This is a genomic window from Pseudomonas sp. B14(2017), from assembly GCF_002113255.1.
GTDB classification, from domain to species: domain Bacteria; phylum Pseudomonadota; class Gammaproteobacteria; order Pseudomonadales; family Pseudomonadaceae; genus Aquipseudomonas; species Aquipseudomonas putida_Z.
The window spans coordinates 94,903-117,772 of sequence record NZ_NEJY01000023.1 but is presented as its reverse complement, the minus strand read 5'-3'; the positions used below and the strand labels follow the sequence as shown (position 1 = coordinate 117,772).

The following is a 22,870-nucleotide window of genomic DNA, read 5'->3' as shown; positions in this document are numbered from 1 at the left end:
CTAGGCCAAGGGTGTCAGGCCGTCAATCGTCGGGGGCCGCTGCGCGCCCCATCGCCGGCAAGCCAGCTCCCACAGGGATTGCACCAGCCTGAGCACAATGAGGTCAAGGCGGGGGCAACTGACTTGTACTACCTGTACTGGCCCCATCGCTGGCAAACCAGGCTCCTGCAGGGACTGCGCATGGCTTGAGGCCGATGCGCTCGAGGTGGGAGCTGGCTTGCCGGCGATGGGCTGCAAAGCAGCCCCGGCGACATCAGCGCTTGCCGGTACTTGGCAAGAACACCGCCAGCAATCCGAACAACGGCAGGAACGAACACAGCTCGTACACGTACTCGATGCCACGCAGGTCCGCCACATACCCCAGCAAGGCCGCACCGATGCCACCAAAGCCGAACATCAGCCCGAAGAAGATCCCGGCAATCATGCCCACGCTGCCCGGCACCAGCTCCTGCGCATACACCACGATCGCGGAAAACGCCGAAGCCAGGATAAAGCCGATCACCACGCTCAACACGGTGGTCCAGAACAGGTCGGCATACGGCAGTACCAGGGTGAATGGCGCCACGCCGAGGATCGAGAACCAGATCACCGCCTTGCGCCCGATGCGGTCACCGATTGGCCCGCCAAAGAAGGTACCTGCCGCCACCGCACCGAGGAACAGGAACAGGTGCAGCTGCGAGCTGGCCACCGACACATCGAACTTCTCGATCAGGTAGAAGGTGAAGTAGCTGGTAAAGCTGGCCATGTAGAAGTACTTGGAGAACACCAGCAGGCCCAGCACGATCAGCGCCGCGACCACCCGCCCGCGGGAAATGCCGTGGGTCGCCTGCACTGCCTTGCGCGCCTTGGCCTGGTTGAGGTGCTCCTTGTACCAGCCACGCAGCATCAGGGTGACGCCGAGGAAGAACAGCGCAGCCAGGCCGAACCAGGCCACATAGCTCTGGCCGAACGGAATGACAATGGCCGCCGCCAGCAGTGGGCCCAGCGCAGAGCCGGTGTTGCCGCCGACCTGGAAGGTCGACTGGGCCAGGCCGAAGCGCCCGCCCGAGGCCAGGCGCGCAATACGCGAGGTTTCCGGGTGGAAGGTCGACGAGCCGATCCCCACCAGCGCCGAGGCCAGCAGAATCATGGGGAAGCTGCCGACGAAGGCCAGCATCACTATACCCACCAGGGTACACAGGGTGCCCAGCGGCAGCAGGTTCGGCGCCGGTCGGCGATCGGTGAAAAAGCCGACCCAAGGCTGCAGCAGCGAGGCGGTGATCTGGAACGTCAGGGTAATCATGCCGATCTGGGCGAAGCTCAGGTCGTAGTTGGCCTTGAGCATCGGGTAGATCGCCGGCAGCACCGACTGGATCAGGTCATTGATCAGGTGCGCCAGGGCGCAGAAACCGATGATGCGCATCACCAGCGGCGTGGCTTGGCTCGCCGCCGCACTGGTGGGCGCCGTTGAGGCGCTACTGATAGCCATGTGCCTGAATCTCCGTCAGCAGTTTGGGATCCGATTATCGGGAAACAAATAGATAGATAGCTACCTTTTTTATCCCTCTGTCGTGACGCACTTGAAAATGGTTATCAATATAATTAGCATCCTTGGCCCATACCCCTGTCATCGTTGGGCGAAACGGCCCCTATCGCGAGCAGATCGAACCCATGAGCCAGATGCTCGCCAATCAGCTGCAGCCTGACCGCCCCCGCCCACGGCAGATCAACACGCGCCGCAGCCACATGGGCAAATGGCTGGCGCTGCTATTCCTGCTGGGGCTGGGCGCTGCAGCCTACCTGTACTGGCCGCTGATGCAGCGCCTGGGTAGCGAATTGCACACCGATGCAGGTGAACGCCGCAGCATCCGCCTGGCCGATGGCACCACCCTGCACCTGGGCAGCGCCAGCGCGATGAACGCCGACCTGCGCGGCCGCACGCGCCAGCTGCAGCTGGTGCAGGGCCGGGTATACCTGGAAGTTATGCTCGACGGCCGGGCCATGGAGGTGACAGTGGGCGATGCGCGCATCCAGGTGTTCGGTACCCGCCTGCAGGTCGCCCGCCATGCCGGGCATGACGAACTGGTGGTGTTCAGTGGCAAGGCCATGGTTATCCAGGGTGGCGAACAGCGCCTTGTATCGGCGGGCGAGCGGGTAACCTTCGATGGCGGGCGTATCGGCCCGTTACAGAAAGCCGACCTCAAGGGCACCGATGGCTGGCGCAACGGGCAGTAGAAAGCCGGCGACATGCCGTTGGGCAAGGCAGAACCGGGGGCCTGGCCGCTAAGTTTTTGAAAGCGTGCAAATTTTTTTTGAAATGAGTGTTGACAGGGGGGGCGTTCAAGAGAATAATGCGCGCCATCGGCTACATAGCTCAGTTGGTTAGAGCATAGCATTCATAATGCTGGGGTCCGGGGTTCAAGTCCCTGTGTAGCCACCAAACAAGACGAAGGGCTTACCGCAAGGTAAGCCCTTTTTCTTTGCCTGCGAAAAATACCACAGGCCCGCCCCCTCCCCCACAGGGCATGCAATCGCTACCTCAACGCATGCCGGTCACCGCCACAGCCAGGCCCAACCCGATCAACGCCAGGCCGATTACCCGGTCCACCAGCCTTTGCCGCTCGATCATCGCCTTGCGCAATGCCGCACTGGAGAAGAACACCGCCACCAGGCTGAACCACAGCCAGTGGGCAACGGACATGAAAGCGCCGTAGGCAAAATCCAGCGCCAGCGAGCTGCCAGGCTGCACCACCTGGGTGAAGGCACTGATGACGAACAGCATGGTCTTGGGGTTGAGGGCGTTGGTCAGAAAGCCCGTGCGCAGGGCCTGCGTTACGCTGGCTGCGGATGCGGCAACCCCGTCGAGGCTGATGCGCCGGGTGTTGGTCAGCGACTGGTAACCCAGGTAGACCAGGTAACCCGCGCCCAGCACTTTCATGCCCAGGAACAGGGCCGGGCTCTGGCTGATGATCACCGCGATGCCCAGCACCGTGTACAGAACGTGAACCTGCCCCCCCAGGGCAATGCCCACGGCAGCAGCCAGCCCGGCCTTGCGGCCCTGTGCATAACTGCTGCGGGTGACCATGGCGAAGTCGGCACCGGGGCTGATGACGGCAAGCAGGGTGAACAGGGCGACGGCAATGAGTTCGGTCATGCTGGTGGCTCTCGATAGGCGATGGAAATGCACAGACCAGGTAATTATCGAGAGCTTATGGCCAAGGAAAAATCGATTTATAGTGCGGCAAATCTGATAGTTTTCTTCACAGATAAATAGCGCCTGTGCTGGCCTCTTCGCGGGTAAACCCGCTCCCACAGGTGAAGCGCCGCCCTCAGGTTTGGTGAAGTCCCTGTGGGAGCGGGTTTACCCGCGAAGAGGCCAGCACAGGCAAACAGGGATGCCATGAAACTGCCGCCACTCAATGCCTTCCGCTACTTCGACATCGCCGCCGAAACCGAGAGCTTCGTGCGCGCCGCCGAGCACCTGCACGTCACCCATGGCGCAGTCAGCCGCCAGGTGCGCCTGCTTGAAGAAAGCCTTGGTGTGGAGTTGTTCGAGCGCCGCAACCGGGCCATTTTCCTCACCTCTGCCGGCCGTGCCTTGCAGGGCACCACCCAAGCGATCTTCGAACAGCTCGAAGGCGCCGTGCAGCGCTTGCAACAACAGGCCCGCGACAACGTGCTGGTGCTGTCGTGCGAGCCGACCATCGCCATGCGCTGGCTGATCCCGCGCCTGCCCCGCTTCCATGCCGCCCATCCCGACCTGCAGTTGCACCTGGTGGCCGCAGGCGGGCCACTGGACTTCGCCCGCAGTGGTGTCGACCTGGCAATTCGCCGCGATGACTTCCACTGGGACAAGCAGCTGTACAACCAGAAGATCTGCGACGAATGGATCGGCCCGGTCTGCCATCCCACCGCCCCTATCCAACTTGAAGGCCAACGCCTGCTGCACAGCGCCACCCGCCCCGGCGCCTGGCCCAACTGGCTGCGCCTGAGCGGCCAGCAGGCCCGGCATACCGAGCGCAGCGACTACGAGCACTTCTACCTGTCGATTCAGGCCGCCAGCGCCGGCCTGGGCCTGGCCATGGCCTCAGCCCTCATGGTGCGCGACGAACTCGACAGCGGGCAGTTGCAGGCGCCGTTCGGCTTTGTGCGTGACGGCTCGGCCTACCACCTGCTCAGCCCTCAGCCGCTGGAAGACGAAGGCAAGCGCCAGCGCTTCGCCACGTGGGTGATGGGCGAATGCAGGAGCTGCCTGGCTCATCTGGGTTTGATACAGAACGACGAACCTGCACGGCCGTCACCACCCCAGGTGCGGTAACCCGCGGTATCCACATGAATACGCCCGGACGGATAGCGCCCCAGGCCCATGTTCCAGGCCTGGCCATACTGCTGCCAGAAACGGCACAGCGGGTTGGGGTCCGCCCAGTCGGGTAGCAGGATATCGACGGCGAACGCCCGGGTATGGGCGCTGTTGGCCGCCCCGCCGGCGCAGACGTTCAGGCGCGGGTCTCGATAGGCCGAAACCACCTCGAACTGGCGCAGGATGCCCTGGTCGTCGAGCGCCTTGATCAGCGAGAGCGTAGAACGCACTGCCGGCCAGTTGCTGGCAGGCGGCACGGCGAAGGGGGACGCGTGGCACAGCTTCCAGTCCGAAGCCGAACGCAGCAACTGATGGATAGGCACTATGCCGTAAAGGCGGGCATCCACCAGCATTTCACGGAAGGGACGAGTGTGATGGTCGCCAGCCCACTGGGCGAACATCCACAGGTCGCGTTCGTCGGCGTGGGCAGTGGCCGTTATCAGCAGGCTTGCAGCCAGAAGCAGTTTTTTCATTCCTTGACCATCCCAGCAAGGGGCCGCGTCAAACTGGTAACCGTTACTACTCCAACGCCCGCAACCGATACTGCGGCGGCAGCTGGGCGAAGCCGCTGATGGTGGTATCCAGGCTCTTCCACCGGCCATCCTTGATGCCATAGATGCAGCCATGCACCGACAGTTCCTGACCACGGTGCCAGGCGTTCTGCACGATGCTGGTGTGAGCCACGTTGGCCACCTGCTGGATGACGTTCAGTTCGCACAGGCGGTCGACCCTGGCCTCTTCGTTGTCCAGCTTGGCCAGCTCGGCGCGCTTTTCGTAATACAGGTCGCGGATCGAGCGCAGCCAGCCGTCGATCAGGCCCAGCTGGCGATCCTGCATGGCGGCGCGCACGCCACCGCAACCGTAGTGGCCGGTGACCAGGATGTGCCGCACTTTCAGTACTTCCACCGCGTACTGGATCACCGACAGGCAGTTGAGGTCAGTGTGCAGCACCACGTTGGCGACATTGCGGTGGACGAACAGATCACCCGGCAGCATGCCGACGATTTCGTTGGCCGGCACGCGGGCGTCGGAGCAGCCGATCCAGAGGAATTCGGGAGTCTGCTGGCGGGCCAGCTTGGCGAAGAAGTCAGGGTCGCGCTGGTTGATCGCGTCGGCCCAGCGGGCGTTGTTGTCGATCAGTTCCTGCAGGTCGTGCATGGTCGTTGCCTCATCAGGGTTTGCCTGCGTGACAGCGCCAGCCCCTGCAAGGTCAGTCCTCGAGCAGGGTGCAGGCCATCACCAGGGCGTCTTCACGGCCACCGGCAACCGGGTAATAGTCGCGGCGGCGGCCGATTTCGTTGAAACCGTAGCGCTCGTACAAACGATAGGCCGACTGGTTGCTGGCGCGCACTTCCAGGAAGCACTCCCGGCCATTGAGCTGGTAAGCCCGGGCCATCAGGTGCTCCAGCAGGCGCAGGCCCAGTCCGCAGCCCTGGTTTTCCGGCTTGACGGTAATGTTGAGCAGGTGCGCCTCATCGATGATCACGTTGATCACGCCATGACCCACCTGCTGCTGGCCGTCGAACATCAGCCAGATTTCGTACGACTTGAGCGCATCCTGAAAGATCCCGCGGGTCCAGGGATGACTAAACGCGGCATATTCGATCTTAAGTACGGCATCCAGATCCGCCTCGGTCATCGGGCGGAAGCTGATCGAGTCACTCATTCAACGCTCTTCCAGCGCGCCATCAGCTGGCGCATGGCTTTCCAGACGTCCGCCTTGCGCTGCGGCTCGTCCATCAACAGTTCAAGGCCCGGCAAGGCCCAGGCTTCGCCCAGGCCCTCGAGCTTCAGGGTTTGGTAATAGGCTTCGCCGTCGACATTGGCGGCAAAGCGCAGCGCCGGCAGGCCGACCAGCCACAGGCAGGTGCACGGGGCGTCTTCCAGGCGCGCCTGGACAAAGCCCTGGACGAAATCGCGCGCCGCCTCCGGGCCCTGGTCCATGTTGCCGCGCACCAGCAGCGGCCAGCGCACCGGCTCGCCGATGATCTGCGGGGCGTCGGGCAGGCCGGCGGCGCGCAGCATGTCCTTGAGCAGCAGGTAGGACGGGTCGCGGCTCTGGAACGGCTGGCCGGTGGCCAACTCCACCAGCAGCAGGCAGCTGCCGGCTCGCAGCAACTGCAGCGAGAAGCGCGGGGGTGGCACCGGGGCCGGGCGCGGTGGCGCGGCCTGCTCCTCGGCCTCGGCGGGCTTGGCGGCCGGCTTGGGCGCACTGCCCGGGCGCGGAATCTCGATTTTCGGTCGCTCGCCGGAGCGGGCCTGGGGGGTGACTGGCGCCTCGTTGGCAGCCGGTGCCGGCCTGACGTCGAAATCGAGGTCCTCGACCGGCGCCACCGGCAGCAGCAGCTCGGGCCGCGACGGTGCGGCGAACGGCAGTTCGGCGCGCGGCAGCCAGTGCACCACTTGCATGGCGGAAAGGTAGGCGCGGCGACGGGGTTCGGTGAGCAAGGGCGGGTTTCCGAGGGGCGAAGACAAAGGGCCATTCTAACGCCGTTGGCATTCGAGTGCCGCAACTGGTCGGCGGATTTTTATTGCCTGTACCGGCCCTTTCGCGGGCACGCCCGCTCCCACAGGGCCTTGCGCAGTACCTGTGGGAGCGGGCGTGCCCGCGAAAGGGCCAGTGAATCCCCTACAACGGCAAAGGTTATCTCTCATTACAGACCAAGGGGTGAAAACCTCCCCCCCGGATGCAGTACAATCGCCCCCTTTTTCTTGGCAACGAGTCGAAGCCAATGATCGAACCCAAGCGCGTCCTGCGCGCCCTAGCCGAACACTGGGCCCTGATCGAGCCGCTGTGCGAGCGTTTCGACCAGGGCACCCTGAGCCTGGTCGAATTGCGTCAGCATGTGGCCCGCCAGCAGGTCGAGAGCACCCCGCAGGACATCACCCAGCTGCTCGACGTGTGGATCCGCCTGGATATCCTGGTCCCGGTGGCCAAGAGCCCGAACCGTTTCGAGCTCAACGCGCAGATCCACGATTTCCTCGCCTACCTGCGCCGCGAACACCGGCTGGGCCTGTGCCTGGAGATCGAAGCCTACCTGCGCCACCTGGAACGCCTGGCCGGGCATATCCAGGACGCCTTCGACAACCGCGACAGCGACGACCTGGCGCGCCAGCTGCGCCTGCTCGACATGCGCGTGCGCGATGTACTGAAGAAGCTCGACAACGACGAACAGGCACTGGTGGCCGTGGCCGAGCGGGCCAAGACCAGCAACCGCCAGATCCCGCTGCGCCAGCGCTATGCCGAAGTACTGGCGACCTGGGACGAGTACGTCGAGCCGATGATCCAGCTGGTCAACGCCGACGGCGCCTTCGAACAGGGCGTGCGCAAGGTCGAGACCGTGCTGCTGAAGCTGCTGGGCGAACAGGCGCGCCTGGGCCACCTGGTCGACGACGACATGCTGCTGCGCACCCACGCGCGCATCCTGGAAATGCAGACCAGCGCCCAGCTGACCCTGCGCCACGCCCGCGAACTGCTGCTGCCGCTGCGTGAGGAAGCCCGCCGGCACAACGCCGTGACCCGTGGCGCCGCACTGGCCCTGTCGGTGATCCGGCGCAAGGGCATCGACGCCGTACCGCAAGCGGCCATGCCGATGTTCACCCGCCCGCAAAGCACTTTCCTCGGCAGCGCCAGCCAGGTCGAGGCCTATGTCTACGCCCTGGCCCGCTTCGAGCCCAAGCCGGCGCGCTTCCCCAAGGCCCACAAGACCCAGTCCGGCGCCCTGCCCCGTGCACCGCGCACGGTCAAGGAAATGGCCGAACGCTGCGAACAGGCCCTGCCGCTGCCCGACCTGATGGTCTGGCTGCTGGAGCAGGAACCCGAAGGCGCCACCGACGAGCTGCTGTACTGGTTCTCGCGCCTGTCGCGAGAAAAGCGCTTCAAGCGCGAACGCCTCGACCGCCGCGAGTACATCACCCAGGAACACCTGGTCAGCCTGCGCTCGTTCGCCCTGACTTCCAGCCGCGAAGACGCCGCCAGCGCGCCTACCGAATCCAACGCGAGCCCAGCCCATGCATCTTGATCTTTCCGAACTGTCCCAGCTCGCGCCGATCTTCCGCGAGCTGTTCAAAGGCTTCCACGTCAGCCGCCGCGACCCCGAGCTGTACGCCCAGCTGTCGAACTTCCAGGACCAGTACCGCACCCTGTTCAAGGCCCTGGGCTTCGAACTGGTGTGCGACACCCGTGGCTTCTACTACTTCGTGCCGGACATGACCGCCGCGCAGGTCAACAAGACCGCGCAGCGCCTGTCGCTGTTCACCTTCATCCTGGTCGAACACCTGGCCGACCAGGGCCGCGACCCGATGGCCGTGCTCGATGGCGGCAGCATCGGCCGTGACGAACTGCCCTCGCTGCTGGACAAGTACCGCGACCTGTTCCTGCAGGCCGAAGTGCAGACCGTGGACGAGCTGGAAGAAAAAATCCTGCGCCGCATGACCCAGCTCGGCTTCGCCTTCGAGGAAGGCGGCATCTACCGCTTCCTGCCGCCGATGCATCGCTTCCTCGACGTGTGCCTGGCCGTGCAGCAGGACCGCGACCTGGCGGCCACCCTGCACAGCGACCTGCCGCTGCCGACCCCGGTACTAGTAGAGGAAGAAAGCCCCGAAGAACTCAACCGCACCGACGACCCGCTCGACCTCACCCCCTTCGAGGGCGAGGAAAGCGAAGAGGAAGCCCTGGCCCGGGCGATCCGCGAAGAGCAACAGGAGATTGACGCATGAGCCAGGAACGCTACGGCATCCGCCGCTTCGCACTGCTCAACACCGCCGGCTACAGCCTTGGCCTGTTCCCGCTGGAGCACCCACTGTCGGTATACGGTGCCAACAACCTGGGTAAATCGGCGTCGATCAACGCCCTGCAGTTCCCGATCCTGGCGCGCATGTCGGACATGAGCTTCGGCAAGTACAGCCTCGAGCAGTCGCGCCGCTTCTACTTCGCCAGCGACACCTCGTACATTCTCTGCGAACTGAGCCTGCCCCACGGCCCGCACGTCATCGGCGTTGTCGGCCGCGGCCCGGGCGGCGGTTTCGGTCACCAGTTCTTTGCCTACAAGGGCGAACTGGACCTGGCCCACTACCAGAAGAACGACACCTGCCTGCGCCAGAAAGAGCTGTTCACCAACCTCGAGCGCCTGGGGATCAAGGCCTACGAGCTGAAGCCGGACGAACTGCGTCGTCTGCTGGTCGGTGGCCACACCTCGGTGCCGCTGGACCTGACCATGATCCCGCTGCGCTCGACCAGCGAGCAAAGCCTGAAAACCTTCCGCGCGCTGTTCATCAACCTGCTGCACATGCGCGAAATCACCGCCGCCAAGCTCAAGCAGCTGTTCCTCGACGCTTTCGAGCACAGCCTGCGCTCCGGTAGCGTCGACTATATCGCCGCGTGCGAGGAAGCCTTCCGCGACGTGCGCCGCATGGAACAGGACTACAACGCCCTGGTCGCCGCCGGCCCGCTGGTCGAGGCCCTGGCCGGTGGCGTGGCCCAGCGCGACATCCTGCGCGGCAAGCTGCACCGCATTTCGCCAGTGCTCGACACCCTGCTGGGCACCTGGCAGGAATACGCCATGGCGCGCAAGGAAGAGCTGGTGATCCAGGCCGAGCACTACCGTGGCGAGCAGGACCGCCTGCAGAACGACCAGCGCGGCGGTACTCAGGAGCTGATGCGCCTGGAGCGTGAAATCACCGGTATCCAGCGCTGGCTGGGCGAGCTGTCGGTGCTCAAGCACCGCTTCGCCCTGGTCGATGACGTCAAGGTGCTGGAGCAGCAACTGCTGGCGGCCAAGGACGCCCACGACGAACTGGCCGGCGCCCTGGCCCAGTCGCGCCAGTTCAGCGCCGAAGACCTGGACGAACGCGTCCGCGACCTGGAAAAGCGCCTGAAGCAGGTCAAGCAGCAGCTCGACCACGCCGACAACAACAGCTACGCCCGCCTGCGCGAAGAGTTCTCCCAGCAGGACGTCGACCGCCTGATGCGCCTGTTCAATGGCGCGCTGTTCAGCCTGCCGCTGGGTGACCGCGGTATCGAACTGGACGACAGCGACCTGTGGGTAAAATCGCTGGAAGCGGTACTCGACGGCTTCAAGGGCGAACGCTTCGAAGCCCCGGGCCTGTCCATCGACCTGTCGCACATCGACCCACCGGCGCTGCAGGCCCTGGCCGACCGTGCGGCCCTGCGCGACCAGAAAGAGCGCCTGGAAAAAGAGCTGAAGCAGCTCAAGACCCAACAGGCCGTGGCCGCCGACCGCTCCGCCTCCAAGGCGCAGACCGAGGCCCTGTACCAGGAAGTACTGGACGCGCAGAAAGCGCTGGAAGACTTCCGCCGCAGCGAAACCCTGGCCGCCGAAGAGCCCGAGAAGCTGGAGCAGCTGTCGCAGCTCGAAGCCGCGCAGGACGAACTCAAGCGCTCCAGCGACGCCTTCACCGAACGCGTCCAGCAGCTGTCGGCCAAGCTGCAACTGGTCGGCCGGCAGATCGGCGACCTCGAGGCCAAGCAGCGCACCCTGGAAGACGCCCTGCGCCGTCGCCAGCTGCTGCCGGCCGACCTGCCCTACGGCACGCCGTACATGGAAGCCATCGACGACTCGATGGACAACCTGCTGCCACTGCTCAACGACTACCAGGACAGCTGGCAGAGCCTGCAGCGGGTGGACAACCAGATCGAGGCGCTGTACGCCCAGGTGCGCCTGAAAGGCGTGGCCAAGTTCGACAGCGAAGACGACATGGAGCGCCGCCTGCAGTTGCTGGTGAATGCCTATGCGCACCGCACCGACGAAGCCCTGACCTTGGCCAAGGCACGCCGCGCCGCGGTCACCGACATCGCCCGGACCCTGCGCAACATCCGCAGCGACTACGACAGCCTCGAGCACCAGCTGGCCCTGTTCAACCGCGAGATCAACAAGCGCCAGGTATCCAACCTGGAGAGCTTCCGCGTGGTGCTGGCGCCGAACAAGGAAGCGCTCAAGCACATCGACCAGATCATCCACAGCGCCGGTCAGTACGAAGAAGGCGAAACCCTGTCGGTGTTCGACCTGACCCAGAGCGCCGAGCAGGACAACAAGAACGAAGAGGCCAAGGAATACCTGGCACGGTTGGTGGCAGCCAACCACAACCAGCTGGGCCTGAAGGACCTGTTCGAGCTGGCGTTCGAGATCACCAAGGTCAACGGCCAGCCGGTGATCCATGCCGACATCGACGGCGCGGCATCCAACGGCACCACCATGACCATCAAGGCGCTGACCAACATGTACCTGTTGCTGCACCTGATGGACCGCGACCTGGCCGGGCGCATCCGCCTGCCGTACTACCTGGACGAAGCGGCGGACATCGACGAACGCAACCAGGCTGCGCTGCTGGAAACCAGCCTGCAGCTGGGCTTCGTGCCGATCCTGGCGAGCGTGAAGCCGCAGGTGTCTGCACGCGTGGCGATCGACCTGGAAGGTGGCAGCGGGCCGAATGGCATCTACATCGACGAGGCGGACTGGAAGTTCATCAGCCGTCGGGATGAGGTGAAGGCGGTTGTGCGTGAGGATCATCAGGCCGAGGAATTGGCCTGAGGTAATTGGGGCCGCGTTGCGGCCCTATCGCCGGCAAGCCAGCTCCCACAGATATTGCACAAGCCCCGAGGCCTGCAATGTACCTGTGGGAGCTGGCTTGCCGGCGATGGAGGCCGAAGGCCTCCCAGGATCTACCAGGCTATCAATGAGCCCAAGGCAGAATCGGAATCGCGGTCACCGCATTCTGCGGGCTGCCTTCGATCATGCGGTCGCTGTACACCAGGTACACCAGCGTATTGCGCTTCTTGTCCAGGAAGCGCACCACCTGCATGGTCTTGAACACCAGCGAGGTGCGTTCCTTGAACACTTCCTCGCCATCCTTCAGCTCACCCTTGAAGCTGATCGGCCCGACCTGACGACAGGCAATCGATGCCTCCGCCCGGTCCTCCGCAAGCCCCAACCCACCCTTCACGCCGCCAGTCTTGGCCCGCGACAGGTAGCAGGTCACGCCCTCGACCTTGGGGTCGTCGAACGCCTCGACCACAATACGGTCATTCGGCCCGAGGAACTTGAACACGGTGGACACCTGGCCGATTTCCTCGGCCCCGGCCAGCATCGGCAACGCCAGTGCCGCCACGGCAATCATCCTTTTCAGCACGTGCGCGCCCTCAGACCAGAACCAGGTTGTCGCGGTGCACCAGCTCAGGCTCCGCGATATAGCCCAGGATGCTTTCGATGGCATCCGACGGCTGGCCAATGATCTTCTGCGCCTCCAGGGCGCTGTAGTTGGCCAGGCCGCGCGCCACTTCATGGCCGTCCGGGCCGACGCACACCACCATCTCGCCACGGCGGAAGCTGCCCTGCACGGTTTTCACGCCAACCGGCAGCAGGCTCTTGTTGGCCTGGCGCAACGCCTGCACGGCACCGGCGTCCAGCACCAGGGTGCCACGGGTCTGCAGGTGGCCAGCCAGCCACTGCTTGCGCGCGGCAAGCATGCCGCGCTCGGGCGACAGCAAGGTACCCAGACGCTCGCCAGCCTTGAGGCGATCCAGCACGCGCTCGATGCGGCCACCGATGATGATGGTGTGAGCACCGGAACGGGCTGCCAGGCGCGCGGCGCGCAGCTTGGTCTGCATGCCGCCACGGCCCAGGGCGCCACCGGTACCGCCGGCCACGGCGTCCAGTGCCGGGTCGTCGGCGCGGGCCTCGTAGATCAGCTGGGCGTCGGGGTTGTTGCGCGGGTCGGCATCGAACATGCCATCGCGGTCGGTGAGGATCACCAGCAGGTCAGCCTCGACCAGGTTGGCCACCAGCGCCGCCAGGGTATCGTTGTCGCCGAAGCGGATCTCGTCGGTAACCACGGTATCGTTTTCGTTGATCACCGGCACCACGCCCAGGTCGACCAGCGTGCGCAGGGTGCTGCGGGCGTTCAGGTAACGCTTGCGGTCGGACAGGTCGTCATGGGTCAGCAGGATCTGCGCGGTGTGCTTGCCGTGCTCGCCGAAGCTCGACTCCCAGGCCTGCACCAGGCGCATCTGGCCGATCGAGGCAGCCGCCTGCAGCTCGTTCATCGCACTCGGTCGCGACGTCCAGCCCAGCTGGCTCATGCCGGCAGCCACGGCCCCGGAGGAGACCAGTACCAACTCCACGCCTGCCTCACGCAGCGCGACCATCTGCTCGACCCAAACGGCCATGGCACCGCGGTCGAGGCCTTTGCCATCGGCGGTCAGCAGAGCACTGCCAATCTTCACGACCCAGCGCTTGGCGCCCGTCACCTTGCTTCGCATCTTCTTCCAACCTATGTCGAATCTGTAGATACCGTGGATACAAAAACGCCGCTCCAAAGAGCGGCGTTTAGTGTACTGCAACCGGTCAGTCGCGCACGTAAATGATTTCCGGGCCGTCTTCGTCGTCCTCGAAATCATCGTCCCAACCGTCATCGTCGCCGATGTCGTGCACACTCTTGACGCCGGTACGACGCAGGGTACGGGCGTCGTCCAGGGCCTGCAGCTGGGCACGGGCTTCGTCTTCGATGCGCTGGTCGAGGTCGGCCAGCTCTTCGGCGTAGGCCGGGTCGTTGGCCAGGCGGTCGGCGCGGTCTTCGAGGTAGCGCATCAGGTCGTGGCTGAGCTTTTCGGTGCCTTGCTTGGAGATGGCCGAAATCACGTAGACCGGGCCTTCCCACTGCAGGCGCTCGACCACTTCCTTGACCCGCTCGTCGCGCTCGTCTTCCATGACCATGTCGGCCTTGTTCAGCACCAGCCAGCGCTCACGCTCGGCCAGCGACGGGCTGAAGCGGGTCAGCTCGTTGACGATGACTTCGGCGGCATCGGCCGGGCTGCTTTCGTCCAGCGGCGCCATGTCCACCAGGTGCAGCAGCACGCGGGTACGCGCCAGGTGCTTGAGGAAGCGGATACCCAGGCCGGCGCCTTCGGAAGCACCTTCGATCAGACCGGGGATGTCGGCGATGACGAAGCTCTTCCAGCGGTCGACGCTGACCACGCCCAGGTTCGGCACCAGGGTGGTGAACGGGTAGTCGGCCACTTTCGGCTTGGCGGCCGAAACCGAGCGAATGAAGGTGCTCTTGCCGGCGTTCGGCAGGCCCAGCAGGCCGACGTCGGCCAGCACTTTCATTTCCATCTTCAGGTCACGCTGGTCACCTGGCTTGCCCGGGGTGGTCTGGCGCGGTGCACGGTTGGTGCTGGACTTGAAGCGGGTGTTACCCAGGCCGTGCCAGCCGCCCTGGGCGACCATCAGCTTCTGGCCCGGGGTGACCAGGTCACCGATCACTTCCTGGGTGGAGGCGTCGATCACGGTGGTACCGACCGGCACACGCAGGAACAGGTCGTCGCCTTTCTTGCCGGTGCAGTCGGTGCTGCCGCCGTTTGCGCCACGCTGGGCTTCGTGGTGACGGGTGTAGCGATAGTCGACCAGGGTGTTGAGGTTTTCGTCGGCGATCATGTACACCGAACCACCGTCGCCACCGTCACCACCGTTGGGGCCACCGTTCTCGATGAACTTCTCGCGACGGAAGCTCATGCAACCGTTGCCGCCGTCACCGGCCTTGACCCGAATGGATACTTCGTCAACAAACTTCATTCAAAACCGCCTCTCGCCTGCTGGCGAGTTGAATACCTGAAAAACCTGAGGCTCTTGCAAAAATGAGCGCGGCGGCCCCGTACGACCGTAGAAACCCACGCCGGCAGCCCATACAAACAGCTTTGCAAGAGGCTCACCACAAACGAAAAAGCCCCGTCGCATGACGGGGCTTCTGGAGCGACGTCGCGATTAAGCGGCGACGATGCTCACGTAACGGCGCATGAACTCGCCTTTTTTCTCGAACTTGATCACGCCTTCGATCTTGGCGAACAAGGTGTGATCCTTGCCCATGCCAACGCCGTAGCCAGCGTGGAATTCGGTGCCGCGCTGACGGACGATGATGTTGCCTGGCTTGATAACCTGGCCACCATACATCTTCACGCCAAGGCGTTTCGATTCTGAGTCGCGACCGTTACGAGTACTACCACCAGCCTTCTTGTGAGCCATGGTTCAATTCTCCAAATAAATTCAGGGGATCTAGGGGATTAAGCCTGGATACCGGTGATTTTGATCTCGGTGAACCACTGGCGGTGGCCCATACGCTTCATGTGGTGCTTACGACGACGGAACTTGATGATGCGAACCTTGTCGTGGCGGCCTTGCGAAACGACTTCGGCCACTACTTTAGCGCCAGCAACAACTGGAGCACCGATGGTGACTTCTTCACCGTTGGCGACCAGCAGGACGCGATCGAAGGTCACGGATTCGCCAGTGGCGACTTCCAGTTTTTCGATCTTGAGGAATTCACCTTCAGCGACTTTGTACTGCTTGCCGCCGGTAACGATTACTGCGTAAGACATGGTATTTCTCCGATAATCCTGCTCACCCAGCGCTTTATATGATGAGTATTGGCTGGCATGGCTGCACAGGGCTGGAACGGCCCGGCGCAATTGCGTAAGGCAGGTGCTGCCCAGGAAGTTAGGGTGCGCGATTGTACGCAACCGCGGTTTTGCTTGCAAGTACCGCCCCCGGGGCGCTGGCACCGCGCCTTGACACACCGGGACCTGCGACCTAGCATGCCGCGCAACCTCACTGGAGCAGCCGATGCAACCCCAATCCTTCTACCGCGCGGTGGCTGATGATTTCAGCGCCGTCGACGAGATCATCAAGAAGCAGCTGACCTCGCGCGTGCCGCTGGTATCGAAGATCGGCGACTATATCACGTCCGCCGGTGGCAAGCGCCTGCGCCCCCTGCTGGTGCTGCTGTGTGGCAAGGCCCTGGGCCGCGAAGGCGACGACCTGCGCCTGCTGGCTGCCACCATCGAATTCCTGCACACCGCTACCCTGCTGCACGACGACGTGGTCGACATGTCCGGCATGCGCCGTGGCCGCTCCACCGCCAATGCCCTGTGGGGCAATGCGCCGAGCGTGCTGGTGGGCGACTTCCTCTATTCGCGCTCGTTCGAGATGATGGTCGAACTGGGCTCGATGCCGGTCATGCAGATCCTGTCCAAGGCCACCCGCGTGATTGCCGAGGGTGAAGTGCTGCAGCTGTCGCGGGTACGCGACGCCAGCACCACCGAGGAAGTCTACATGGAGGTCATCCGCGGCAAGACCGCGATGCTGTTCGAAGCTTCGACCCACAGCGCCGCCGCGCTGGCCGAAGCCACCGACGAACAGCGCGAGGCCCTGCGTACCTTCGGTGACCACTTGGGCGTGGCGTTCCAGCTGGTCGACGACCTGCTGGACTACAAGGGCGACTCGCAGACCCTGGGCAAGAACGTCGGTGACGACCTGGCCGAAGGCAAGCCTACCCTGCCGCTGATCTACACCATGCGCGAAGGCACCGCCGAACAGGCTGCGCTGGTGCGCCAGGCGATCCAGAAGGGTGGCCTGGAAGACCTGGAGCAGATTCGCGTGGCGGTCGAGGAGTCGGGTGCGCTGAAGTACACGGCGGAGCTGGCGCGTGACTATGTGAAGCGTGCCATCCAGTGCCTGGAAGTGCTGCCGGCCAGCGAATATCGTGATGCGCTGGTCGAGCTTAGCGAGTTTGCGGTCGCGCGTACTCACTGATAGACCGAGTCGTATTCTTCGCGGGCTTGCCCGCTCCCACAGGGACCGCGCAAGCCTCAAAGGTAGCGCAGATCCTGTGGGAGTAGGCAAGCCCGCGAATGCTTTTGTCCGGACATAATCACTTCTGAAAAAATACCTTATACAATTCGGGTTTTTAACCGCCCGTCTGTTTGTTTGAGGAACCGAAGTGAGCACTCTGCCACCCTGCCCGAAATGCAACTCTGAATACACCTATGAGGATGGCACTCAGCTGATCTGCCCTGAATGCGCCCACGAGTGGTCGGCCAGCGGCGACGCCGAAGCGGCCAGCGACGAGGTGGTGAAGAAGGACTCGGTCGGCAACATCCTGCAGGATGGCGACACCGTCACCGTGATCAAGGACCTCAAGGTCAAGGGCTCGTCCCTGGTGGTCAAGGTCGGCACCAAGGTCAAGAACATCCGCCTGTGCGATGGCGACCACGACATCGACTGCAAGATCGACGGCATCGGCGCCATGAAGCTGAAGTCCGAGTTCGTACGCAAGGTCTGATTTTCCAAAAAACCGGCAATTGGCGCTTGCTATTCAGGTAATAAGAATTATTCTCATTGTGACTGCTATCCAAGGAGAATAGCCATGACTTATCTGATCGACGCCTGGCTGGACCGCCCTCACCCCTACCTGCGCATTCTTCATCGGGAAACCGGCGAAGTGTGCGCGGTGCTTGAAGAAGAAGCGCTCGACGAGCTGCGCGACCAGGGCGACCTGGACATGAGCGGGCTGAACTCGAGTGAACCGGGGGTGCTCAAGGAGCTGGTGCGGAATCTGTTTCTGTTCTGCTATGCGCGGGCGTTGCGCCCCGGGGGGACAGACTGGAATTGAGGCCAGCAGGGCCGGCCTCATCGCCGGCAAGCCAGCTCCCACAAGCACAACACAGGGTTCGAATGCTGTGGGGATCTTGTGGGAGCGGGCTTGCCCGCGAATGGGCCGCAAAGCGGCCCCAGCGGCATTACAGAACGTCGAGCAGCTCGACGTCGAACACCAGCACGCTGTGCGGCGGGATGCTGCCAACACCTTGGGCGCCGTAGGCCAGCTCGCTCGGCACGTACAGGCGCCATTTGCTGCCAGCGTTCATCAGCTGCAGGGCTTCGGTCCAGCCAGCGATCACACCACCTACCGGGAATTCAGCCGGCTGACCACGGTCGTAGGAGCTGTCGAACACAGTGCCGTCGATCAGGGTGCCGTGGTAGTGGGTGCGCACGTTGTCTTCGCGGGTCGGCTTGGCGCCTTCGCCTGCGGTCAGTACTTCGAACTGAAGGCCCGAAGCCAGGGTGGTGATGCCGTCACGCTTGGCGTTCTCGACCAGGAATGCCTTGCCAGCAGCAGCAGCGGCTTCAGCCTTGGCGGCTGCTTCGGCTTGCATCACGTCGCGGATGACCTTGAAGCTGGCCGACAGGTCGGCTTCGCTGACGCGGCTGTCGGCGCCGTTGAAGGCGTCGGTCAGGCCGGCCAGGATGGCTTCCAGGCTGACGCCTGGTGGCGGGTTGTCGCGCAGCTGGCCGCCCAGCTGACGGCCGATGCCGTAGCTGACGCGAGTTTCGTCGGTGGACAGGTTGAGTTCGGACATTGTCGTGCTCCACTGCAGGGCGCAGTGAAGCCGCGCCCTTGATGAAAAGGGCGAGCAGCCTAGCACACTGGGGCGCTGCGAGCAGCTACCAGGCCGAGCGCTGGGAAATCGGCACCTTCAAGTCTTCTTCCGGGTGCGTGCCCATACCGCACATTTCGTCCTGCACCGACCAGTGCACCAGGTTCATCGAGACCATGGGGATGGTTTGCAGCAACTTGCGCGCGTCCTCCACCGAATGCACGCGCAAGCGTTCACCACGGGCATCGGACAGGGGGTGGGGGTGGCCTTTGATCCGGGCCTCGAGCAGGTAGTCACCGCCTTCGATGGCGATCAGATTCAGTTCGTCGACATGGCCAGCCCTGGCCTCGGTGTTGAGCTGATGCAGGTTCATGAGAGCACCTCGCGATGGGAACCACGCATGAGAGCTCATTTTTTGTACAGAAAGGGAGAATGCACAAGGCATGACTGACGCCGCTCGTCAGGTGGACCGTGCCGGCCTCTTCGCGGGCTTGCCCGCTCCCACAGGGATTGCGAAGAGGCCTGACAGGCTCAGTGCTTGGTCAGCTTGTCCAGGTAACCCATGCAGAATGCCGAGACCACGAAGGTCATGTGGATGATCACGTACCACATCAGGTAATCGGTGGAGATGTTCTGTGCATCCATGAACACCCGCAGAAGGTGGATGGACGAAATGGCCACGATCGACGCGGCAACCTTCATCTTCAGCGACGAAGAGTCCATCTTGCCCAACCAGTTGAGCTTTTCCTTGCTCTCGTCGATGTCCAGTTGCGAGACGAAGTTCTCGTAGCCGGAGATCATCACCATCACCAGCAGGCCGCCCACCAGCGACATGTCGATCAGTGACAGGATCACTAGGATCAGGTCGGCTTCGCTCAGGGCGAAGACGTTGGGCAGGACGTGGACCACTTCCTGGAAGAATTTCAGCGCCAGGGCCAGCAGGCCGAGGGACAGGCCGAAGTAGATGGGGGCGAGCAGCCAGCGCGAGGCATACATCGCGTTTTCGAGGATACGTTCCATGGAGGGTTGGGACTCATCAGGTGACTAAAAAGCGACGGCGAGTATAGCCAGCCACCTGTTACAGCAAAAGCCCGGTGAATGGGGCTGCTTTGCAGCCCAATCGCCGGCAAGCCAGCTCCCACAGGTTGATCACCGACCTGTGGCCTTTGCTTTACCTGTGGGAGCTGGCTTGCCGGCGATGAGGCCAGTAAAAGTTACTCAGGTCTCAGGATGAAACTGGTAATCCCCAAGGTTCCGGCAGCGCTCACCATTGATCCGCCGCAACTGCGCCTGCAAATGCAAACACCAGATCTGCGGATCCTCGGCCACCTGGTACCCATGCAAGGTCAGGCTGTCGACAATGGCATTGAGCACAGATTCGGCCACCAACGGCCCATGGAATGGCCCTTGGGCCTTGATCGCGGACGGTTGTTCACCGGCCATGCCGGCGGCGAACAGCAGCGTCCACATGCCGTTGTCCCCGGCCAGCGGACGGATGCTGCATTCGATGCGGGTCACCAGGCCCAGGCACTGGCGTGTGAGGCTGAGATTGCGCATGGCCGCGCCCCCTCCAAAAAGCCTTGTTCAGCCTGAACCTCAGGCTGTTTCCATCCTGAACGCTGATACCGTCCTTAAGTTCCAGCATAGAAGAACGGTACAGAAAGATGGAAAACCGGCGCTGAACGGTAGCACATCGCCGCCAGCGCCGGTTTCTTGACTCAGGCCGGCTTGGCCTGGGCAATTACCTCTTCCAGGCGTTCTTTCTCCGCCTTCTCGATTTCTTCCTCGCTGATCATCTCGGCAATCTCACGCAGGCGCTCCACCACCCGGGCGTTGACGCTGCCCTCGGTGAACTGGCCCTTGTCATCCAGCACACCGGCCTCCTCGCCCACCAGCAGGCTCAACGCCTCGTCGGCCTGGCTGACCGCGTACACGTGGAACATGCCGTTCTCCACTGCCTGCAGCACGCGCTCGTCGAGCATCAGCGTGGCGACGTTGGCACGCGGGATGATCACCCCCTGCTCGCCGGTCAGGCCACGCGCCTCGCACAGGCGGAAGAAGCCCTCAATCTTCTCGTTGACCCCACCCACCGCCTGCACTTCACCAAACTGGTTGATCGAGCCGGTAATGGCGAAGCACTGCTTGAGCGGTGTGCGCGACAAGGCCGAGATCAGCGTGCAGGCTTCGCCCAGCGAGGCGCTGTCACCGTCCACATAGCCGTAGGACTGTTCCAGGGCGATGCTCGCCGAGATCGCCAGCGGGAACTCCTGGGCATAGCGGCTGCCCAGGTAGCCGGTGAGGATCATCACACCCTTGGAGTGGATCGGCTGGCCGAGGTTGACCTCGCGCTCGATGTCGACGATACCGCTGCCGCCCGGGTACACGGTGGCGGAGATGCGCGCCGGCATACCGAACGCCGAATCCCCCACTTCCAGCACGGTCAGGCCGTTGCACTTGCCGATGGCAGCGCCTTCGGTGTCGATCAGGATGATGCCGGCGAGCATGTCGTCCAGCACCCGCTGCGAAACACGCCCGGTACGGGTGGCCTTGGCCTTGAGCGCACGCTCGATGTGCCCGGCGTCGGTCATTTCGTCACTGGCCAGCTGGCGGATGAAATCGGCTTCGCTGACCAGCTGGAACAGGTCGCCGATACGCGCCGACAGACGCGACTGGTTTTCTGCCAGGCGGGCGCTGTAGGTGGCCAGGCGCGCCACCGCGTCACTGGTCAGTGGCGCCATGCCCTCTTCGTTGGTGCGGGTGCGCAACAGCTGGGCGAACTGCTCCAGGTTCTCGTCGACCATGGGCATGTCTTCGTCGAAGTCCACCAGCACCCGGAACATCTCCTGGAAGTCCGGGTCGTGGTCCTGCAGCGCGTAATACAGCTGGCGCGAACCGATGATGACCAGCTTGATGTTCAGCGGGATCATCTGCGGTGTCAGGCTGACGGTGGCCACCCGGCCCAGCTCGCCCAGTGGCGACTCCATCTTCAACTTGCGCGACTGCAGCGCACGCTTGAGCGCGTCCCAGACGAACGGCTCGCCCAGCATCTTCTCGGCTTCCAGAATCAGGAAGCCGCCGTTGGCGCGGTGCAGTGCGCCCGGGCGCAGCTGGCGGTACGAGGTGTACAGCGCACCCTGGTCGGTGCTGTATTCGATACGGCCAAACAGGTTGTCGTAGGTCGGGTGCGGCTCGAACACCACCGGCGCACCGCCGTCGGCGTGGTGGCCGACCACCAGGCTTGGGGCGTACTGCTCTTCCAGCAGCTTGCGCGCGGCCGCGTCGGTCTTGCTGTCATCGACCAGTTGCTCGACCACGGTACGCAGCAGGTTCAGCTGCACCGACTGCAGGTAGGCGCAGACCGCAGCGTTCTCGGCGTACTTCTCCGACAGCGGCGCCAGCAACGGTTGCAGGGCCAGGGTGATGGTTTCTTCGTTGAGCTGGCGCAGTTGGTTGTTCGACTCGCGTTTCCATTGCGGCAGGCTGGCCAGCTCTTCGTTCAGGCGTTCCTCGAGCAGGGCAATATCCTCGTGGAACTGCTCGCGCACCTCTTCCGGCAACTGGGCGAATTCGGCTTCATCCAGCGCCTTGCCGTCGGCCATCGGGGTGAAGGCGACGTTGCTGGCGTCGCGGTACAGGGCCACGTCCTTTTCCAGCGAGGCGCGCTCGATCACATCCAGGGCGCGGTCGTAACGCTGGTTGAAGGCGCGGTCGATGGCGCCTTTCTTCTGCTGGTACGACGGGTGCTCGAACACCGCCGGGAAGGTCGACAACAGGTTGTCGATCAGCCCGCTCATGTCGCTGATGAACGCCCCGGCGCTGCCGGACGGCAATTCCAGCGCGCGGGGCTCACGGGTGTCATCGAAGTGGTTGACGTAAACCCAGTCGGCCGGGGTCTGCTGGCGCTTGCCCTCGGCCTTGAGGTAGCGCTTTACGAACGAGAAGCGGCCGGTGCCGGGCTCGCCCATCACGTACACGTTGTAACCAGGGCGCGGCATGGCCACGCCGAACTGCAGGGCCTCGACAGCACGCTCCTGGCCCAGGACTCCGCGAAACGGCTCCAGATCGTCGGTATTGGTAAAGGCAAACTGCTCGGGGGAGAAACGCCGGGTCAGGGCTTCAGGCGCGAGACGCAGGCGCGCAGCGACAGGATCGGGCATTGGGTTTCCTTACTTCGGCGGGGCAGATACGCAGCATTCTGGCGCTGCCCGCGCGCGCCTTGCAAGGCTCCACGGGACTTTATGTCGCAGCCGGTGCGGGTCATGTAACAGCAAATTTTTCGCAATCAACAACGCAACTCTTAGATCGTG

At 63.6% G+C, this 22,870-nt stretch carries 23 protein-coding genes, 1 tRNA gene and 1 pseudogene; 9 read left to right on the top strand and 16 right to left on the bottom strand.

Annotation, left to right across the window (positions count from 1 at the left end; genetic code table 11):
* Positions 1-253 precede the first annotated feature (253 nt).
* Entirely contained in the window at positions 254-1,468 is a 1,215-nt protein-coding gene (locus CAG34_RS23050) for an MFS transporter (protein ID WP_085592589.1), read from the bottom strand.
* A 182-nt stretch (positions 1,469-1,650) separates the two neighbouring features.
* On the opposite strand from CAG34_RS23050, the pseudogene CAG34_RS23045 reads away from it, so the two are divergent.
* Together CAG34_RS23045 and CAG34_RS23040 are read left to right on the top strand one after the other, a co-directional pair.
* Positions 1,651-2,211, top strand: a pseudogene (locus tag CAG34_RS23045) (FecR family protein); the annotation flags it as partial.
* 131 nt (positions 2,212-2,342) lie between these two features.
* Positions 2,343-2,419: transfer RNA gene (locus CAG34_RS23040), tRNA-Met, on the top strand.
* A gap of 99 nt (positions 2,420-2,518) precedes the next feature.
* Here the strand turns inward: CAG34_RS23040 and CAG34_RS23035 are convergent.
* Positions 2,519-3,133 carry a LysE family translocator gene (locus CAG34_RS23035; RefSeq protein ID WP_085592584.1) on the bottom strand — a complete coding sequence of 205 codons (615 nt, stop codon included), beginning with the start codon at positions 3,131-3,133 and terminating at the stop codon, positions 2,519-2,521.
* 246 nt (positions 3,134-3,379) lie between these two features.
* Here CAG34_RS23035 and CAG34_RS23030 point away from each other — a divergent pair, with 246 nt between their 5' ends.
* Positions 3,380-4,297 carry a LysR substrate-binding domain-containing protein gene (locus tag CAG34_RS23030; RefSeq protein ID WP_085592582.1) on the top strand — a complete coding sequence of 306 codons (918 nt, stop codon included), beginning with the start codon at positions 3,380-3,382 and terminating at the stop codon, positions 4,295-4,297.
* On the opposite strand, the gene CAG34_RS23025 is transcribed toward CAG34_RS23030, so the two are convergent.
* Genes CAG34_RS23025 through CAG34_RS23010 form a run of 4 tightly spaced genes read right to left on the bottom strand, consistent with a single transcriptional unit; the run spans position 4,237 to position 6,787 of the window.
* Complete coding sequence (locus CAG34_RS23025) at positions 4,237-4,812, bottom strand: D-Ala-D-Ala carboxypeptidase family metallohydrolase (protein WP_085592580.1); 576 nt, start codon at positions 4,810-4,812, stop codon at positions 4,237-4,239. The two genes, CAG34_RS23030 and CAG34_RS23025, sit on opposite strands and share 61 nt — an antisense overlap.
* A 46-nt stretch (positions 4,813-4,858) precedes the next feature.
* Complete coding sequence (gene can / locus CAG34_RS23020) at positions 4,859-5,497, bottom strand: carbonate dehydratase (protein WP_025337641.1); 639 nt, start codon at positions 5,495-5,497, stop codon at positions 4,859-4,861.
* 52 nt (positions 5,498-5,549) lie between these two features.
* On the bottom strand, positions 5,550-6,005 hold the full coding sequence (gene rimI, locus CAG34_RS23015) for a ribosomal protein S18-alanine N-acetyltransferase (protein ID WP_085592578.1): 456 nt from the start codon (positions 6,003-6,005) through the stop codon (positions 5,550-5,552).
* Positions 6,002-6,787, bottom strand: a complete 786-nt coding sequence (locus tag CAG34_RS23010; protein ID WP_085592576.1) for an energy transducer TonB — start codon at positions 6,785-6,787, stop codon at positions 6,002-6,004. Before CAG34_RS23010 ends, rimI begins: the two co-directional genes overlap by 4 nt.
* Before the next feature lie 284 nt (positions 6,788-7,071).
* Between CAG34_RS23010 and mksB the strand changes: the two genes are divergently transcribed.
* Genes mksB through mksF form a run of 3 tightly spaced genes read left to right on the top strand, consistent with a single transcriptional unit; the run spans position 7,072 to position 11,889 of the window.
* Entirely contained in the window at positions 7,072-8,361 is a 1,290-nt protein-coding gene (gene mksB / locus CAG34_RS23005) for an Mks condensin complex protein MksB (RefSeq protein WP_024086237.1), read from the top strand.
* On the top strand, positions 8,351-9,058 hold the full coding sequence (gene mksE / locus CAG34_RS23000) for an Mks condensin complex protein MksE (RefSeq protein WP_025337638.1): 708 nt from the start codon (positions 8,351-8,353) through the stop codon (positions 9,056-9,058). Before mksB ends, mksE begins: the two co-directional genes overlap by 11 nt.
* On the top strand, positions 9,055-11,889 hold the full coding sequence (gene mksF, locus CAG34_RS22995; protein ID WP_015268901.1) for an Mks condensin complex protein MksF: 2,835 nt from the start codon (positions 9,055-9,057) through the stop codon (positions 11,887-11,889). The genes mksE and mksF overlap by 4 nt, the downstream gene beginning before the upstream one ends.
* A gap of 142 nt (positions 11,890-12,031) precedes the next feature.
* Here the strand turns inward: mksF and CAG34_RS22990 are convergent, their stop codons facing one another.
* From CAG34_RS22990 to rplU, 5 genes are all read right to left on the bottom strand, one after another.
* Complete coding sequence (locus CAG34_RS22990; RefSeq protein ID WP_038407896.1) at positions 12,032-12,475, bottom strand: CreA family protein; 444 nt, start codon at positions 12,473-12,475, stop codon at positions 12,032-12,034.
* 22 nt (positions 12,476-12,497) lie between these two features.
* A complete protein-coding gene (proB, locus tag CAG34_RS22985) occupies positions 12,498-13,616 on the bottom strand; it encodes a glutamate 5-kinase (RefSeq protein ID WP_025337635.1) in 1,119 nt (372 codons plus the stop codon).
* 85 nt (positions 13,617-13,701) lie between these two features.
* On the bottom strand, positions 13,702-14,928 hold the full coding sequence (gene cgtA, locus CAG34_RS22980; RefSeq protein ID WP_025337634.1) for an Obg family GTPase CgtA: 1,227 nt from the start codon (positions 14,926-14,928) through the stop codon (positions 13,702-13,704).
* 189 nt (positions 14,929-15,117) lie between these two features.
* Positions 15,118-15,375, bottom strand: a complete 258-nt coding sequence (rpmA, locus tag CAG34_RS22975) for a 50S ribosomal protein L27 (RefSeq protein WP_003247464.1) — start codon at positions 15,373-15,375, stop codon at positions 15,118-15,120.
* Positions 15,376-15,413: 38 nt separating this feature from the next.
* Positions 15,414-15,728 (bottom strand): 50S ribosomal protein L21, encoded by a 315-nt coding sequence (rplU, locus tag CAG34_RS22970; protein ID WP_003247466.1) that lies wholly within the window; start codon positions 15,726-15,728, stop codon positions 15,414-15,416.
* 244 nt (positions 15,729-15,972) lie between these two features.
* On the opposite strand from rplU, the gene CAG34_RS22965 reads away from it, so the two are divergent.
* The 3 genes from CAG34_RS22965 (at position 15,973) to CAG34_RS22955 (ending at position 17,800) form a co-directional block, all read left to right on the top strand.
* Positions 15,973-16,941, top strand: a complete 969-nt coding sequence (locus tag CAG34_RS22965) for a polyprenyl synthetase family protein (RefSeq protein WP_003256318.1) — start codon at positions 15,973-15,975, stop codon at positions 16,939-16,941.
* Between the two features lie 187 nt (positions 16,942-17,128).
* Positions 17,129-17,470, top strand: a complete 342-nt coding sequence (locus CAG34_RS22960; protein WP_009686103.1) for a zinc ribbon domain-containing protein YjdM — start codon at positions 17,129-17,131, stop codon at positions 17,468-17,470.
* 84 nt (positions 17,471-17,554) lie between these two features.
* Complete coding sequence (locus tag CAG34_RS22955; RefSeq protein WP_003256316.1) at positions 17,555-17,800, top strand: hypothetical protein; 246 nt, start codon at positions 17,555-17,557, stop codon at positions 17,798-17,800.
* Between the two features lie 127 nt (positions 17,801-17,927).
* Here CAG34_RS22955 and CAG34_RS22950 read toward each other — a convergent pair whose 3' ends face one another.
* From CAG34_RS22950 to CAG34_RS22930, 5 genes are all read right to left on the bottom strand, one after another.
* Entirely contained in the window at positions 17,928-18,545 is a 618-nt protein-coding gene (locus CAG34_RS22950) for an FKBP-type peptidyl-prolyl cis-trans isomerase (protein WP_025337633.1), read from the bottom strand.
* 85 nt (positions 18,546-18,630) lie between these two features.
* A complete protein-coding gene (locus CAG34_RS22945) occupies positions 18,631-18,936 on the bottom strand; it encodes a DUF6482 family protein (RefSeq protein ID WP_015268897.1) in 306 nt (101 codons plus the stop codon).
* 158 nt (positions 18,937-19,094) lie between these two features.
* Positions 19,095-19,583, bottom strand: a complete 489-nt coding sequence (locus CAG34_RS22940; protein WP_003247486.1) for a TIGR00645 family protein — start codon at positions 19,581-19,583, stop codon at positions 19,095-19,097.
* A gap of 198 nt (positions 19,584-19,781) precedes the next feature.
* Complete coding sequence (locus CAG34_RS22935; RefSeq protein WP_003247487.1) at positions 19,782-20,120, bottom strand: hypothetical protein; 339 nt, start codon at positions 20,118-20,120, stop codon at positions 19,782-19,784.
* A gap of 161 nt (positions 20,121-20,281) precedes the next feature.
* Entirely contained in the window at positions 20,282-22,720 is a 2,439-nt protein-coding gene (locus CAG34_RS22930) for a Lon protease family protein (RefSeq protein WP_075043716.1), read from the bottom strand.
* Between the last annotated feature and the right edge of the window lie 150 nt (positions 22,721-22,870).